The organism is Streptomyces albus subsp. albus (assembly GCF_000719865.1).
Lineage (GTDB): Bacteria > Actinomycetota > Actinomycetes > Streptomycetales > Streptomycetaceae > Streptomyces > Streptomyces albus_E.
Window position 1 is genome coordinate 469,632 of the sequence record NZ_JOID01000001.1, and the last position, 16,107, is coordinate 485,738.

A 16,107-nucleotide genomic window follows, 5' to 3' on the forward strand; every position below is an offset into this window, starting at 1 on the left:
GTGACGCCCGCCCGGGCCCCCGATGCCCCGGCACTCCGGCGTCCGGACACCCCGACGCCCTGACGGACACTCCGGCCGGACCGCCGCCCGGCCGGGCCGGAGCCGCCGTCACGGGCCGCCGCCGCCCTCTTCCCGCACGGGGAGGGGGCGGCGGTCGCGTGCGGTGCGCGCTCCCGTCCTGCCGTCGCCTTGTCCCGCGGCACTGCGGCGTGCCGTCGTGCCGTCAACACCGCCCGCGCACCGGCGGTTTCGACGGGGCCCGGCCGGACCGGGGAAGAGCGCGGGGACCGGCGGGGGACCCCGCCCGCCGGGGCCGCCCGTCAGGCGGCGCGCCGCCCCGGGGCGCCGGGCGGGTCGCCGCGGCCCCGGCGGCGGCTCCGGCGGTGCGGCCCGCGCGCCGGTGCCCCGTCCGGGCCGCCGTCCGGGTCCCGCGCCGTATCCCGCTCCAGGGCCGCCGCGGGGCGGGCCGCGGCGGCGCCGAAGCGGGCGCGCGCCCGGTCGGTGACGGCCTCGATCCGGCGGGACTTGTCGTCGGCCGGGTCGAACGTCAGTTGGCGCGCGGCGAGTTCCGCCGGTGTCAGGTCCTCCGCGCGCAGGGCGACGGCGCGCACACGGGCCCGCTGCAGGCCGAGGGCGGCGTGCAGGGCGTACGCGGCGTCGGTCAGCGCCGGGGTGTGGTCCGTGGGTTCGGCGAGGGCCCGGGTGCGGCTGGTCGTGGAGCGGTCGGCGTAGCGGACGGTGAGCGTCAGCGCCCGTGCGACCCGGCCGTCGTTGCGGAGCCGCGCCCCCAGTTCGTGCGCGAGGGTGAGCAGCGCCCGGCGGCGCCGGTCCGGGTCCAGCTCGTCGTGGCCGAAGCGGTGTTCGGCTGCGGCGGACCGGGCGGGGGCGTTCGGTGTGACGGGGGTCGGGTCGATGCCGTGCGCCTGTTCGTGGACCCGCCGCCCGGTGGACGCGCCCAGGATCCGCTGGAGGGTGGCGGGGGGTGCGGCGGCGATCCGGTCGACGCTGTGCAGCCCGTAGGTGGTCAGGGTGCGCACGGTCGCCGGCCCGACGCCGTGCAGTCCGGCGGCGGGCTTGCGGGCGAGGAAGGCGGTGACCGCGTGCGGTTCGCCGGGGACGGTGCGGATCGCGCCGGGCGGGCCGTCGTGCGCGGCCATCCGGGCGAGCAGCGGGTTGACCGCGACCCCGACGGTGCAGTCGACGCCGTACCGGGCGAGCGCCCGCACCCGGACGAGGGCCGCGAGTTCCCCCGCGTCCCGGCCGAAGTAGCGGAGCGCGCCCCGGACGTCGGCGAGTGCCGCGTCGGGCGGCAGGGCCTGGACGACGGGGGTGAACTCGGTGAGCAGTCCGCGCAGTCCCTCGTAGGTCTCCTCGTCCGGCGGGCCGCCGCCGTCGGCGGCCCGGAACCGCAGGAACAGCACATGCGGCCCGGCCGGGGCCGTCCCGCCGGCGCCCTGCCCGGCCGGGCGGTTCATGGCGGCGGCTCCGGCGGCTCCGGTTCCGGTCCCGGCAACTCCCGCTCCGGCCCCGGCACCCGCTCCGGCACTTACGGCACCTGCCCCGGCACCGGCTCCCACTCCGGCCCCGGGCCCGGCACTTGCTCCGGCTCCGGCTCCGGCTCCCTCTCCGCCTCCGCCTCCGGCTCCGGCTCCGATTTCGGAACTTGCTCCGGCTCCGGCCCCGGCGGGGGTCCTCCCGGCGGACGCGCCGCTCCCGGTCCTCCCCCCGCTCACCGGCCCGCGCTCCCCGGGCTGGAGTGCCACAGCTTGCGGCCGGTGGCGGCGCCCTCGCCCGCCGGGCGCAGATCGGCCCACGGGTGCATCTCATAGCCGTTGGCGAGCTGTATGCGGCGGCCGTTCACCGGCCCGGCACCCCCGGAGCCCTCGGCGCCGTCACCCGCACCGGCGCCGTCCCCCGCGCCGGAGGCCGGCCCGTCGCCCGCCGCCGGGCTCCCGTCCCGTACCGCCGGGTCCACGTCTCCCGGCACCCCCGGCCGGGTGCCGCCCGGTGCCGCGAGGCGGGCCGCGACGGCCTCCAGGCCGCCGTCCTTCCGGAGCCCGGCGAGTTCGGCGAGGTCCCAGGCGCGGCGGCCGACCACGGTGAGGCTGCGGGCGCCGCGCCGCTCCACGGTGCCGCGGACGAGCAGCAGCCAGGAGTGGAAGACGGTGTGCGCGCAGTCGGCGTGGCTGTCCTCGAAGAAGGTGCAGTCGGCCAGCCCCGTGCCGTCGTCGAGGGTGGTGAAGATGATGCGGCGGCCGGAGCGGATGGGCGGGGTCTGGGTGGACGCCTTGGCGCCCGCGACGAGGACGGTCTCGCCGTGCCGGGCGGTGCGCAGCCGCCGGGCCGTGACCACGCCCAGCTCCTCCAGGAAGGCCGCGTGCTCGCTCATGAGGTGCCGGGAGACGTCCATGCCGAGCACGCCGAGCTCCGCGCCGGTGCGTTCGGAGGCGTCGAGGTCGGGCAGCCCGGCCGGTTCGGTGACGAACCCCGCGCCGCCCGCGTCCGCGCCGCCCGCGCCGTCGGCGGCGTCGAGCGGGAGCTGGCCCGGGTGGGCGGCGGGGTCCTTCTGCCGGCGGTGCAGTTCGGTGATGTGCAGCAGCAGGTCGCGGCGGTTGCCGCCGAAGGCGTCCAGCGCGCCGACCTGGGCGAGCCGTTCGGCCACGGGCCGCCCCGGCCGGGCCCGGCGCCACAGGTCGGACAGGGAGGTGTACGGCTGTCCGGCGGCGATGCGCCCGGTCTCGGCCTCGCTGATGCCGTGCACGTCGGAGAGGGCGAGCCGGATGCCGTAGACCGCCCCGGCCCCTTCGGCCGCCCCGGCCCTTCCGGTCCCCTCGGTGTCCCCGGTCCTTCCGGGCACCTCCTTCCCGTGCGGCTCCCCGCGCCGCTCCCGCGGTCCGTCCACCACCCCTTCATCAGACACCAGTTCGATTCGATAAGCGGCCCCCGACCGGTTCACGTCCAGCGGCAGGATCGGCACCCCGCGCCGCCGCGCGTCCGCCAGCAGCAGCCGCTTGGGGTACATCCCGGGATCATGGGTGAGCAGCCCCGCGTAGAAGGCCGCCGGGTGGTGCGCCTTGAGCCAGGCGGACTGGTACGTCGGCACGGCGAAGGCCACGGCGTGCGCCTTGCAGAAGCCGTACGAGCCGAACGCCTCCACGATTTCCCAGGTCCGGGCCACCACCTCCGGCGCGTACCCCCGGGCGGCCGCCTCCCCGGCGAACCAGGCCCGCACCCGTCCCTGCCGCTCCGGGACGGACAGCGCGCGCCGGGCCTCGTCGGCCAGCCCCCGGTCGCAGCCGGTCATGACCGAGAGGATCTGGATGATCTGCTCGTGGAAGACGACGACGCCGTGGGTCTCGCGCAGCGCCGGCTCCAGGTCCGGGTGCGGATAGCGCGGCGCCCGCCGCCCGTGCCGGGCCTCGATGAAGGGCCGGACCATGTCGGCCGCGACCGGTCCGGGGCGGAAGAGCGAGATGTCGACCACCAGGTCGTGGAAGGTGGAGGGCTGCAGCCGGCCGACCAGATCGCGCTGGCCGGGCGACTCGATCTGGAAGCAGCCGAGGGTCTCGGCGGACCGGATCAGCTCGTACGTGGCCGGGTCGCCCGGCGGCACCCGCTCCGGGTCGTCCAAGTCCAGCCGCTCCCCGGTCGCCCGTTCGATCTCGGTCACCGCGTGCGCCATCGCGGACTGCATCCGCACCCCGAGGACGTCGAGCTTCAGCAGCCCGAGCTCCTCCACGTCGTCCTTGTCGAACTGGGACATCGGGAAGCCGTCCGGGCCGGCGCTCGCGACCACCGGGGTGCGGTCGCGCATCGAGGCGTCCGAGAGCAGCACGCCGCAGGGGTGCATGGCGATGCCGCGCGGCAGCCCGTCCAGGGCCTCGACCAGCCCCCACAGCCGCTCGTCCGCGCCGTGCCCGGCCGCCACCTCGCGCAGTTCGGGCAGCTCGCGGAGGGCCGCACGGGCCTCGCGGGCACGAATGTGCGGGAAGGCCTTGGCGAGCCGGCCGGTCTCGTCCGGGTCCATGCCGAGCGCCGTCCCGACGTCGCGGATGGCATGCCGCACCCGGTAGGTCTCGGGCATGGCGACGGTGGCCACCCGGTCGGCGCCGAAGCGGTCGAAGATCGCGCGGTAGACGTCGAGGCGGCGCGCGGACTCGACGTCGATGTCGATGTCGGGCAGCGCGGCCCGGCGCTCCGAGAGGAAGCGCTCCATCAGCAGGCCGTGCTCCACCGGGTCGGCGTGCGCGATGCCGAGCAGGTGGTTGACGAGGGAGCCCGCGCCGGAGCCCCGCGCGGTCACCCGGATGCCCAGGGCTCGGGTGTCGTCCACGACCTGGGCGACGGTGAGGAAGTACGAGGCGAAGCCGAGCCGTTCGATGGTGCGCAGCTCGTCCTCCAGCCGTTCCCAGCGCCGCCGGTCGCGGTCGTGGCCGCGCAGCACCATGCCGGCGGCGCAGCGGGAGCGCAGCACGCGGTCGGCGGTGCGCCGGCCCGCGCCCACCAGGCGCGGTTCGGGGAAGTGGACGCTGCCGAGGCCGAGGTCGTCCTGGGGGTCGACGAGGCACGCGGCGGCGGTCCGCTCGGTCTCCGCCAGCAGGCGGTGCGCGGCCTGGCGCCGGAGACCGGCGGCCTCCGCGACCCGCAGGGCGGTCTCCGCCATCTCCCGGGGCCCCTTGAGCCAGCCCTCGCCGCTGTCGAGGGAGCCCGGCCGGCGCGGGTCGAGGGGGACGAGCCGGCGGGCGGAGTCCAGGACGTCGGCGACCGGGCCCTGGCCGGGGTCGGCGTAGCGGACGGCATTGGTCAGCACGGCCGGTACGCCCTGCTCGGCGGCGAAGCCCAGGGTGCGGGCGGCGAGCCGCAGCGAGCCGGGGGCGGTGGCGCCCCGGGCCTCGTCCGGCCGCCGGTGGTGGGTGACCTCCAGCCGGAGCCCGTCGCCGTACAGCTCCCGCCAGGGGGCGAGCAGCCGGGCGGCGCGGTCGGGGCGGCCGGCGGCGAGAGCGCGGCCGACCTCGGAGTCCGGGCCGAGCAGGACGGTCAGGCCGCCGCCGGCCGCGGAGCGCTCCAGGGCGTCCCGGCCGGCCAGCAGGGGGCGTCCGCTCTCCCCGGTGTGGGCGGCGGAGACCAGGCGGCACAGGGCGGCCCAGCCGGCGGCGCCGTCCCGGGCGAGGAAGACCGCGCGGGGGGTGGATTCGTCGATGAACGCCCCGCCGCGCACCGGCGTGCGCCGGCGGACCGTGGAGGGGTCCGCGCCCCGGTCCGCGCCGTCCGGGGCGGACGGTCCGCGCCCCGGTCCGCGCCGTCCCGTACGGTCCGGGCGGCCGGCGGGCGGCAGCACGTTTTCGGCCACGGCGAGCCCCGCCCCGAAGATCGGCCGCACCCCCGCCCCGGCGCAGGCGCGGGCGAACCGGACCGCTCCGGCCAGGGTGTCGCGGTCGGTGAGGGCGACGGCGTCCATGCCGCGTTCGGCGGCGCGCTCGGCCAGCCGCTCGGGGTGCGAGGCCCCGTACCGGAGGGAGAAGCCCGAGACGGCGTGCAGATGAGTGAACCCGGACATCCGCACCTCCTGCCGTTCGCACACCCCCTGACCAGCCCTGCTCTCCGTCCCCCGGCACCACCATAAACCAATTTTCGAACACTCGTACGACACGCGCGGAGCCGGCCCGGTGCCCGCCGGAGGACACCGGCCGCGGAGTCCCGTGAACGCCGCCGGCCCCCGGACACCAGGGGTGTCCGGGGGCCGGGGTCCCGCCGCGGAAGCCGCGGGGTGGTGCGTACGGGACGCGGGGGCGCGTCAGCCGATCGAGGCGCCGAACGCGGAGAGCGCCTCGGGGACCGGCTGGAAGAAGGTCGTGCCGCCGGAGGAGCAGTCGCCGCTGCCGCCGGAGGTCAGACCGAGCGCCGTGCTGCCCGCGAAGAGCGAGCCGCCGCTGTCGCCGGGCTCGGCGCAGACGGTGGTCTTGATCAGACCCGAGACCGACCCCTCCTGGTAGTTGACGGTCTCGTTGAGGCCGGTGACCTCACCGTCGTGCACCTGGGTGGTGCTGCCGCTGCGCTGGACCTGCTGGCCCACCGTCGCGTCGCCGGCCTGGGTGATCTCCTGGGTGCTGCCGTTGTAGAGATTCACCACACTGGGGTGGTCGGCGCCGGAGGCGTACTTCACCAGGGCGTAGTCGTTGCCCGGGAAGCTGGACTCCTCCATGGTGCCGATCGCGGCGCCGCCGGCGGAGTCGGACCAGCTGCTGCCCTGCTCGCCGCAGTGGCCGGCGGTGATGAAGTACGGCTCGCCGCCCTTGACCACGTTGAAGCCGAGCGAGCAGCGTCCGCCGCCGCTGTGGATGGCGTCGCCGCCGGCGGCGAAGGGCTTGAACTCGCCGGCGACCCGCTCGACGGCCGCCCGGCCGTCCAGTCCGTCGACGACCTTGTTGAGCTTCTCCAGCTTCGCGCCCTTGACCGTGCTGTCGGCCGTGACGACGACCTTGTTGGTCACCGGGTCGACGGACCAGGAGGTGCCCGGGATGGTGGCCTCGGCCTTCAGGGTGGCGCGGGCCGACTTCAGCTCGGCGAGGGAGTGCTCCACGACTCTGGCCACGGCGCCCCGCTCGCGGACGCCCTCGGCGGCGTCCTCGTCCACGACGTTGACGACGAGCTTCCGCTCCTTCGCGTCGTAGTACGTGCCGGCGGCCTCGTCCCCGAGTTCGGAGAGGAGGGTGCCGGCGAGCTTGTCGGCCGAGGCGACCGACAGGGTGGCGGGGGCCGGGGCCGGGTCCGCGGTGGTCGCGTTGGCGCTGTTCAGCGTGAACGCGCCGGCGACGAGGGCCGCGACGCCGGCTCCGGCGATCGCGATGCGGTGGCTGGGTATGCGTCGGTGCTTCAAGGAGTGGCCTCCAGTGGGGGGTTGGGCCCTGCTGTGGGGAGCGTTGGGCCCGGAGGGACGTTGCCTACACCGCGGCACGGCGGCGACCTGAGGTCGCGTTCATGCCAACGAGCCACGAGTATTGCGACGGGCGAACGGCCCACACAAGGTCAACTTCCGGTCCCGCACAGAAAAGGCGGAACCGCATCACAGCACGGACACTCATCGCTATCCGTGCTCGTCAACGCGCTCAGCGGACACTCCCCTTCACCCAGGGCGACGAAGAACAGCCGGTGGCCACTCTGGGCGAGGACTACACCTGTCTTGAAACAGCCCATGGAGTACCGGAATCCGGCACGGCCCACAGCTCGGCGGTCATTTTCCGGACGGTCCGGGACGCCGGGAGATCCGGGCGCACCCGCGGGAAACCCCGCGCCCGGTGAACGGGATCGCGGGGGTGCGGAGTTGGGAGGACCCGGATGCCGGGGCCCGTCCGGGAGCGAAGGGCCGGAGAAGGGCTCCGGACAGCGGGACCGGGCCGGAGGGGCGGGAACACCGGAACGGGGCGGGGACACCGGGAGCGGGCCGGGCACGCGCGGGGCCCGGGCCCGGAATCCGCGTCCGGTGCGTGCCCGGAAAACGGAGAGTCCCCGCCCGGTCGACTCGGGCGGGGACTCTCTCGGCCGGCGGGGGTGGTGCGCCGGCCCGGGTCTCAGTAGACGCTCACGCCGTACGCGTTGAGAGCCTCGACCACCGGCTGGAAGAAGGTCGTGCCGCCGGAGGAGCAGTTGCCGCTGCCGCCGGAGGTCAGACCGATCGCCGTGCTGCCGGAGCGCAGCGAGCCGCCGCTGTCACCGGGCTCGGCGCACACGTTGGTCTGGATCATGCCGTAGACGACGTCGCCGCCACCGTAGTTGACCGTGGCGTTCAGGCCGGTGACCCGGCCGCTGTGGGTACCCGTGGTGCTGCCGTGGCGGGTGACCGACATGCCCACGGTGGCGTTGGCCGCGCGGGTGATGTCCACACCGCCGGCGGTGCCCGGGTGGCTGACGGAGCCGTCGTAGCGCACGAGGCCGTAGTCGTTGGTGGGGAAGCTGGAGCCGACCGTCGGACCGATGACGGTGCTGCGGCCGGAGTTGGAGTACCAGGTGCCCGCGCCGTCGGTGCAGTGGCCGGCGGTGACCATGTAGTAGGTGCTGCCGGAACGCACGTTGAAGCCGGCGGAGCAGCGCCAGCTGCTGGCGTAGATGGCGTCGCCGCCCTGGACGTACTTCTGGAAGACGCCTTCCGTGCGCTCGATCTTGAGGGCACCGGCGTTCTTGCCGGCCTCCTTCTTGATCTTCGCGATCTCGGCCTTGGAGACGGTGCTGTCGACCGTGACGACGACGCTGTTGGTCTCCTTGTCGACGTGCCAGGCGGTGCCCGGGACGTCGGCCTCGAGGACGGCCTCGCTCGTGGTCGAGAGCTGGGCCGCGCCGAAGGCGTCGGCGGTGTCGGCACTGGCGGTCGCCGGGACGGTGAGTGCCGCCGCGGCCGCCAGGCCGGAGGCCATGGCGATCAGCCGGGTACGTCTCGCCACCGCGCCGTGGGGGGTCGTGCGCTTGATCCTCACTGCTTCCTCCAGAGAAGAATCGAAAGATCCGCTTGGGGTGGGCGGATCGTGAGGCGCAGTCAGGAACACTCCGGATTCCGGATACGACGTGCCCCTGACAAGCACTGAGGGGAGTATTCGGGGGTGGAACATGAGTCCACAAGGGCCCCTTTCGGCCACGCCTCGGCGCAGGCCGAACGCCCCGGCGGCACGTCGGCCGCCGGGGTGGCCCGTTCTTCCGGCGGTATTTGGACGCGGCGGGGCGGCCCCGGGTTCCCACTCCGTCCCAACTGCCCCAGGAGACACAGTCCTTGCAGATGAGACGACGCGATCACCGGCACGGGCGGAAGGGCCGCCACCACCCGCGACGCCGCTCCGCGCCCCGCGCCGGCCGCTCACGGCGCCCCCCGCCGGCCGGGCCGCCCGGCTGGCCGGTTCAGGCCGGGAGGGGGACATCACGGACGGAAAGCGGTGTCCGAAAATCGACCCTCGGATGACACCGGGCGGTAGAGATCACGCCACCGTTCGTTCACGGCCAATCAGCAGTCACAGGAACAGCACTCGCAGCAGTCGCAGCAGTCGCCGTCACACTTGCGGCACCAGCCCTCGCGCTTCTTGTGATGCCGCCAGGGATCGTCGTAGTTCTTCCGGCAGCACACCTGGCAGGTGCAGAAGAGGCCCGTCCAGACCGCGCAGCCGGCGATCAGCCCGCGCTTGCGGGGGTGCCGCGGCCCCGGCTGCCACGAACCACCCGGACCGCCGCCCGGCCCCCCGGGACCCCCGGGTCCTCCCGCTCCCCCGTATCCGCCGAAGCCGCCACCCGCCCCGCCGCCGTACGGGGACGGCCCACCCGGTCCTCCGTGCGCGCCGTGCGCCCCGCCGGACGGCGCCGGCTCTCCGCCCTTCGGGCCCGCCGCATACGGATTCCCGTACGCATTCCCGTGCGCCTCCCCGTACGGATTCCCGCCCCCCGGCGGATGCGCGCAGGCCGTGCTGCCGAAGGCCCGGTCGACGGAGCGCGCCAGTTCGTGGGCCAGCAGCCGGTGCGTCAGCGCGCCGTCCGTGAACTCGGCCTTCCGCAGCGCCCGCCGGACCCCGTGCACCGCCTCATCGCACTCCCGGCGCGCCGCGGCCAGGTCCGTACCCGTGGCCGTCAGCGGGTTCCACGCACCGGCGGCGGTGTCCGCGTCCCGGTCCTCGACCGCGTCGAGCAGGTGCGCGAGCCGCCCGAAGAGCCGGCCCGCCTCCGCCAGCGGAGCGGCGTTCTCCTCCCGCCCGGCGAGGACGGCCGTGTGGGCGAACGCCGCCGCGGTGGCCGTCTCGGTGGGCTCGGTGACCGCCCGCAGCGGCGTCCCGGGGCCGGCCGCCGCCTCGACCTCCGGCTGCCGCTCCACGGCCCGGACCAGGACGTCCGTGGGGAAGCCGAGGTCCGCGCCCGTCCGTGCGCCGGCCCGGTCCCAGGAGGCGGCCAGCCGGCGCGCCACCGCGGCCGCCGGCCGCCGGGCCAGCAGGCCGTCCCGGTCGGCGACGTGGTCCCGCAACCGGGCCGAGGCCAGCACCAGGGAGACGGCCGCGGCCAGTCGCGCGCCCTGCCCGCGGGCGACGGAGGCGGTGCGCAGGCCGCGCAGCGGGCACGGACCGGCGGTGCGCCGCCCGTTTTCCGGCCGCTCCGACTGCGCCTCGGTCAGCGCGGACACGATCAGCCCGTCGTAGTTGGTGACGACCCGGGCGAACTGCCCGTGGTCCTCGCGGAGCGCGAGACAGAGTCCGCAGAGGTGGGCCGTCCACTGCGCGCGCAGGTCCCCCGACAGCCGGTGCGGGCAGGGCCTGACGATTCCGAACACGTTTACCCCCGTACTGCTGCCGGCCCGCTCCGGCGGGCCGGTGCGGCGGCCGGGCGGCGGCGCGATGCGGTGCGATCACTTGCGATCGTTTCATCCTATGGACGCCCTGTTCACCCGGATGGATCCGGAGACTTCCGTCCGCGGTGCGCCGATCCGGCCGACGGGCTGTCACCAGGCATGTCACCGTGAAAAACTGATGCCCTTTTTAGCGTTCTGCACCAGTACCGTCACGAAAAGCGCGTGCGGGGGCTATCCGTTTGGCGCATCATCCGCATCATGGACGACCATAGGAGGGCGGACGGCAGCGACCGCGGGTAGAGAGGAGGCGTCCATGGGATCGGTGCGCAAGGCGAGTGCATGGCTGGGTCTCGTCGATGACAGCGACGAGCGCTACTACGACGACGACTATGCCGAGGATCCCCAGGACGCGGACGCCTGGGTGACCGACCCGCGGGTCCAGGTGGCCGACGAGGTGGCCCAGGACCAGGGGCGCCGGATCGCCACGATCACCCCGACCGGCTTCCGTGACGCGCGCGCCATCGGTGAGCTGTTCCGGGAGGGCATCCCGGTGATCGTGAACCTTACGACCATGGAGCCCGACGACGCCAAACGGGTGGTCGATTTCGCCGCGGGGCTCATCTTCGGCCTGCGCGGCAGCATCGAGCGCGTCGCCACCCGGGTCTTCCTGCTCACGCCGGCCGACTACCGGATCATGCCCGGCGAGGCGGCCGGCCGGGCGGCGGACGGCTTCTTCAACCAGAGCTGAGCAGGGCGCCGCCCCGGGGCCCGGTCCGGGTCACCGGGCCGGGCCCCGCGGCGAACCGGGTCACCGGAAGGCGTCGATCCCGGTGAGCGCCTTGCCCAGCACCAGCTGGTGCATCTCGACGGTGCCCTCGTAGGTGAGCACCGACTCCAGATTCGTGGCGTGCCGCATCACCGGGTACTCCAGGGAGATGCCGTTGGCGCCCAGGATCGTCCGGGACGTACGGCAGATCTCGATCGCCTCCCGCACGTTGTTGAGCTTGCCGAAGCTGACCTGCTCCGGGCGCAGCCGCCCGGCGTCCATACGGCGCCCCAGGTGGTGGGCGAGCAGCACGCCCTTGTGGAGTTCGACGGCCATGTCGGCCAGCTTGGCCTGGGTGAGCTGGAAGCCGCCGATGGGCCGGCCGAACTGCTCGCGGGTCCTCGCGTAGCCGAGCGCCGACTCGAAGGACGAGCGGGCGGCGCCCATCGCGCCCCACACGATGCCGTACCGGGCGTGGTTGAGGCAGCTGAGCGGGCCCTTCAGCCCGGTGGCCCCCGGCAGCGCCGCGCCGGCCGGCAGCCGGACGCCGTCCAGGACGAGTTCGCTGGTGACGGAGGCACGCAGCGACCACTTGTGCTTGATCTCGGGCGCGGAGAAGCCGGGGGTGTCCGTGGGGACGACGAAGCCGCGGACGCCCTCGTCGGTCCGCGCCCAGACCACGGCGACCCCGGCCACCGAGCCGTTGGTGATCCACATCTTGCGGCCGTCGAGCACCCAGTCGCCGCCGGCCTCCCGCTTGGCCCGGGTCCGCATGGCCGCCGGGTCGGAGCCGACGTCCGGTTCGGTGAGCCCGAAGCAGCCGATGACCTCGCCGGCCGCCATGCGCGGCAGCCACTCCCGCTTCTGCTCCTCGGAGCCGAAGCGGTGGATGGCGTACATCGCCAGCGATCCCTGGACGGACACCAGGGAGCGGATACCCGAGTCGGCGGCCTCCAGTTCGAGGCAGGCGAGGCCGTACTGCACGGCGCTCGCTCCCGCGCAGCCGTAGCCCTCCAGGGACATGCCGAGCGCCCCCAGCGCCCCGAGCTCCCGGGCGAGTTCGCGGACGACGGGCAGCTCGCCGCGCTCGTACCAGTCCGCGATCTCCGGGAGCACCCGGTCGGCGGCCCACCGGCGCACGGTGTCGCGCACCGCGCGCTCCTCGTCGCTCAGCAGATCGTCGATGCCCAGCGGGTCCTGCGGGTCGAACGACGGCGCTGCGGCTGCGGACATGTTCTCGGCCTCCATACGGCTGCGGCTCCCGGCCCGGCCCGGGTGATCGATCGACGCTACGGCGGGGACATCCGCCCTGTCCAGACCCGTGTGCGGCACTCCGTGCCACACCGGGGGCGGCTCAGCGGACGGCGCTCGCCCCCGCCCGGTCCCGGCGGCCCGGTGCCCGCCCGGCGGCCGGAGCGGCACCGTCCGGGCCCCCGCCCCGGGCTCCGCCGGCGGGCGCGCCGGCCCGGGGGTCGCGTCCGGCACCGCCGCCGCGCCCGGCGCCGGCCGCGGCCCCACCGGAGGCGGAACCATCCGCGGAGCCGTCAGCAGGCCCGTCCGTCGAGCCGCCCCCGGCACCGCCCGCGCCACCGCCGGGGTTCTCCCCGCCCGGCCGGGCGCACTCCATCCGGCGCGGCAGCCGCAGCGCGGCAACGGCGCCCAGCAGCAGCAGGACGGCGCTGACCGCCAGCGTGACGTGCAGCCCCCGGACGAACGCCTCCCGGGCCGCTGTGCGCAGCACGTCCGCCGCCGGGCCGCCGAGTCCGCGCGCCACCTCCTGCGCCTCGCCCAGCGAGTGCCCGGCGGCCCGCTCCGCCGCGGCCGGGACTCCGGGGAGCCGGGTGACCCCAGGGGCGTAGACGGCGTTCATGACGGTGCCGAGCAGGGCGATGCCGATGCCCGCGCCGAGCTGGTAGGAGGTCTCGCCGATGGCCGCGGCGCCGCCGGCCTGCTCGGCGGGCGCCTCGCTGAGCATCGACTCGTACGCGCCGAAGAGCGTGGTCTCCAGGCCGAAGCCGAGCAGCAGGAAGCCGGTGATGAGCAGGGCGGGCCGGTCGTGCTCGCCCATGGCGGTCAGCGAGCAGACGGCCGCAGCGGTCAGCAGGAACCCGGCCGCCACCATGGTGCGCGGGCCCAGCCGCTGGAGCATCCGGGAGCCCAGCAGCCCGGCGGCCATGGCTGCGCAGGTCAGCGGCACCATCCGCAGCCCGGTCTGCAGCGGGCTGAACCCCAGGACGAGCTGGAGGTACTGGGTGGCGATGAGCTGGAGGCCGACGAGCGCGAGCATCGCCAGCACGATGCAGCCGACGGAGGTGCCGAAGGCCGGTCGGGAGAACATCCGCAGATCGATGAGCGGGTGCTCACGCCGCCGCTGCCGGCGCACGAAGAGCAGGATCAGCAGCACGCCCGCCAGCAGCGGGACGACGGTCAGCGGATGGAGCGGGTCCCCGCCGCCGCCGAGCCGCTTCACGCCGAGGACGGTGCCCGCCAGCCCGAAGGCCGCCATGAGGGCGCCCAGCACGTCCCAGGGCCCTCTGCCGTCGCCGGTGGACTCGGGGAGGATCCAGCGGCCGACCGGGAGGCAGACGGCCATCAGCGGGATGTTGATCAGGAAGACGGAGCCCCACCAGAAGTGCTCCAGCAGCAGTCCGCCGAGCAGGGGGCCGACGGCCGCCCCGACGGCCGCGACCGCGCTCCAGATACCGATGGCCAGGGCCCGTTCCCGGCGGTCGGGGAAAACCTGGCGCAGGATCGACAGCGTGGCGGGCATGATCATGGCGCCGCCGACGCCGAGCAGGGCGCGGCCCGCGATCAGGACGTGCGGGTCGTCCGCGGTCGCGGCGACGGCCGAGGCCAGGCCGAAGATGCCGTAGCCCAGCAGCAGGACCCGGCGGCGGCCGATCCGGTCGCCGAGGGTGCCGAAGAGGATCAGCAGCGAGGCGGCGACCAGCGGGTAGGCGTCGACGATCCAGAGCAGTTCCACCGCGCCGGGGCGCAGGTCCTCCGTGACGGCCGGCACGGCGACGTGGAGGACGGTGGCGTCGAGGGCGACGAGCAGCAGGCTGACGCAGAGCACCACCAGGACGGACCAGCGGCCGCCGCCCCCGGCGGGCCGGGGATGCCGGGGAACGTCCGCCGCCCGTCGTCCGCGGGCCTTGGTCGTTCCGGACATGCGCACCTCCGCGTGTTGCTCTCGCTCTCGGCGGGCTCCGGGCGGACGGTCCCGGCCCGGGCGGGCCCGGCATCGAGAAGTGAGTGAGACGACAGGGTACGCGAGCCCTGTAGGGGGCCATGTGTCCGGGCTCACTTTTGTCAATACGACATGCCGCGCAGTCCGGGCCGCCGGGCCGGAAGCACGGGGGCGGGGCGCGCCGGCTCCCGGAAGGCCGAATTCCGCGCCACGGCGGAGGGCGGCCGTCCGGAACCGCGGCCGCGGGGGTCTCACCCCGCTGCCCCCGCCCATCGGCCCGCCCGGGCCGCCCGATGCTCCCGGGCGGCCGCGGAAGCGCAGGTCATGGCCGCCGCCGGGCCGTCCGGCGTTTCCCGCCGCCGCACCGGAAGAAGGGCGGATCCGGACCGGCGGGAAAGCCCGGACCACTTCCAGGTGAACTTTTCGCGCCCGCTGAAAGATGCTCGGATTAACGGCCTCTCGCTAATTCCTCGGGGGCGGTAATGCTTTTGAGGGAACGCCACGAATAAACTTCTCAATGAGAGCAAGTCCACATCACATCGTCATCACGAACCCGCCCGTAGCGACGGTTCGGGCGCTCACCCCCTGTAACGTCCGTTGAGTGCGTACCGACCGAATCCTCGCCCGGCTCGAACAGGAGCCCGAGCGAGCGAGCAACCGCGATGTCCCGCGGATGAGCCGAACACGCAAGGTGCTGTTCGGCTCGGCCGTCGGGTGTTACGCGGCCGTCGTGCTGGCCGTATTCGTGAGTGACCGTCTGATTCTGCTCGACTGGCAGGTCATGCTGTTCCGGCCGTACAAGCAGTGGCCGGAGCTGCACGCCGCACTCGACTACTTCGTGGTGCTCGGACAGCGCGGGCCGACCGCCGTGCTGGTCGCGGCCTGGCTGGGCTGGCGCTCCTGGAGACAGCGGACGCTGCGCCCGCTGCTGGCGCTCGGCGCGGCCCTGCTGCTGCTCAACAGCACGGTCGGCGCGGTGAAGTACGGCCTGGGGCGGCTGGGGCCGCACTACGCCACGACCGTCGGGGCGGACGAGATGTTCGCCGGCGGCGACATATTCCCCTCCGGTCACACCGCCAACGCCGTGGTGACCTGGGGCATCCTGGCCTATCTGGCGACCACGCCGCGGGCCCGCCGGGTGCTGTCGGTGGTGGCGGCCGGCTTCGCGCTCGGCGTCGGGGCGACCACCGTCTATCTGGGCACCCACTGGGTGAGCGACGTCCTGCTGGGCTGGATCGCCGGCCTGCTGGTGCTCCTGGCGCTGCCCTGGTGCGAGCCGTTGATCGCCGCGGCCAACGCCTGGCTGCTCGACTCCCGCGACCGGCTGAAGGAAGGCCGGGGCCTCGCCCCGCTCCCGTTCCCCATACCGCCCCTCCCGCCGGTCGCGGTGACAGCCGGGACCTCTCCCGCCACGGCCCCCTCCGGACGCGCCGCCGGAGCCGGTGAACCGGAGCGGCCCGCCCGCGAACCGGCCCCGCCCGCACCGCCCGCACCTTCCGCGCCCGCTCCGGCGCGAGAGCCGGTGCCGGCCGGTACCCTCGGCCGCTCCCCCGCCCCCGGGCGGAACGCCGAGCAGCCCCGGCCGTACCACGCGGCGCGCCCTCACCTCACCCGCTCGGAACGGACCCCGGTCACCCCGACCGGCAGCCGGCGCCCGCAGCCGCCCGCCGAACGGACGCCGCGCCCCGCGCCCGTGGCACCCGCGGGGCGCCGCGGGCACACCTCCGGCTGAGCGCCGGCGGGGGCGCCGCGCACACGCCGTCCCGCACCGCACGTGGCGAAGGCCCGGCACTCGGCCGAGTGCCGGGCCTTCGTCCTGCCGTGCCGCGCGGCCGGCGGCCG

General features: G+C 75.2%; 9 protein-coding genes. 2 read left to right on the top strand and 7 right to left on the bottom strand.

What is annotated here, in order from left to right; all coding sequences use genetic code 11:
* Positions 1-320: 320 nt before the first annotated feature.
* From IF83_RS0102090 to IF83_RS0102115, 5 genes are all read right to left on the bottom strand, one after another.
* Positions 321-1,475, bottom strand: coding sequence for a DNA polymerase Y family protein (locus IF83_RS0102090; RefSeq protein WP_078843064.1), 1,155 nt, complete (start codon positions 1,473-1,475; stop codon positions 321-323).
* 254 nt (positions 1,476-1,729) lie between these two features.
* The gene (locus IF83_RS0102100) at positions 1,730-5,557 is read right to left on the bottom strand and encodes a DNA polymerase III subunit alpha (RefSeq protein ID WP_030542261.1); all 3,828 of its coding nucleotides are present in this window, start codon (positions 5,555-5,557) and stop codon (positions 1,730-1,732) included.
* Positions 5,558-5,794: 237 nt separating this feature from the next.
* Positions 5,795-6,877: a S1 family peptidase gene (locus IF83_RS0102105; protein ID WP_030542262.1), complete on the bottom strand. Its 1,083-nt coding sequence runs from the start codon at positions 6,875-6,877 to the stop codon at positions 5,795-5,797.
* 691 nt (positions 6,878-7,568) lie between these two features.
* On the bottom strand, positions 7,569-8,468 hold the full coding sequence (locus IF83_RS0102110) for a S1 family peptidase (protein ID WP_030542263.1): 900 nt from the start codon (positions 8,466-8,468) through the stop codon (positions 7,569-7,571).
* Positions 8,469-8,986: 518 nt separating this feature from the next.
* Complete coding sequence (locus tag IF83_RS0102115; protein WP_030542264.1) at positions 8,987-10,291, bottom strand: DUF5685 family protein; 1,305 nt, start codon at positions 10,289-10,291, stop codon at positions 8,987-8,989.
* Positions 10,292-10,622: 331 nt separating this feature from the next.
* Here IF83_RS0102115 and IF83_RS0102120 point away from each other — a divergent pair, with 331 nt between their 5' ends.
* The gene (locus IF83_RS0102120; RefSeq protein WP_030542265.1) at positions 10,623-11,057 is read left to right on the top strand and encodes a cell division protein SepF; all 435 of its coding nucleotides are present in this window, start codon (positions 10,623-10,625) and stop codon (positions 11,055-11,057) included.
* Between the two features lie 60 nt (positions 11,058-11,117).
* On the opposite strand, the gene IF83_RS0102125 is transcribed toward IF83_RS0102120, so the two are convergent.
* On the bottom strand, positions 11,118-12,308 hold the full coding sequence (locus tag IF83_RS0102125) for an acyl-CoA dehydrogenase family protein (RefSeq protein WP_030542266.1): 1,191 nt from the start codon (positions 12,306-12,308) through the stop codon (positions 11,118-11,120).
* 121 nt (positions 12,309-12,429) lie between these two features.
* Positions 12,430-14,247 carry an MFS transporter gene (locus IF83_RS0102130; RefSeq protein WP_078843065.1) on the bottom strand — a complete coding sequence of 606 codons (1,818 nt, stop codon included), beginning with the start codon at positions 14,245-14,247 and terminating at the stop codon, positions 12,430-12,432.
* A 619-nt stretch (positions 14,248-14,866) separates the two neighbouring features.
* On the opposite strand from IF83_RS0102130, the gene IF83_RS0102135 reads away from it, so the two are divergent.
* Positions 14,867-15,997: a phosphatase PAP2 family protein gene (locus IF83_RS0102135; RefSeq protein ID WP_030542268.1), complete on the top strand. Its 1,131-nt coding sequence runs from the start codon at positions 14,867-14,869 to the stop codon at positions 15,995-15,997.
* Positions 15,998-16,107 lie beyond the last annotated feature (110 nt).

Excerpts from the sequence above, each read along its gene's own strand:
- IF83_RS0102090 (WP_078843064.1), bottom strand. The coding sequence starts at position 1,475 with ATGAACCGCCCGGCCGGGCAGGGCGCCGGCGGGACGGCCCCGGCCGGG.
- IF83_RS0102100 (WP_030542261.1), bottom strand. The coding sequence starts at position 5,557 with ATGTCCGGGTTCACTCATCTGCACGCCGTCTCGGGCTTCTCCCTCCGG.
- IF83_RS0102120 (WP_030542265.1), top strand. The coding sequence starts at position 10,623 with ATGGGATCGGTGCGCAAGGCGAGTGCATGGCTGGGTCTCGTCGATGAC.
- IF83_RS0102125 (WP_030542266.1), bottom strand. The coding sequence starts at position 12,308 with ATGTCCGCAGCCGCAGCGCCGTCGTTCGACCCGCAGGACCCGCTGGGC.
- IF83_RS0102130 (WP_078843065.1), bottom strand. The coding sequence starts at position 14,247 with ATGTCCGGAACGACCAAGGCCCGCGGACGACGGGCGGCGGACGTTCCC.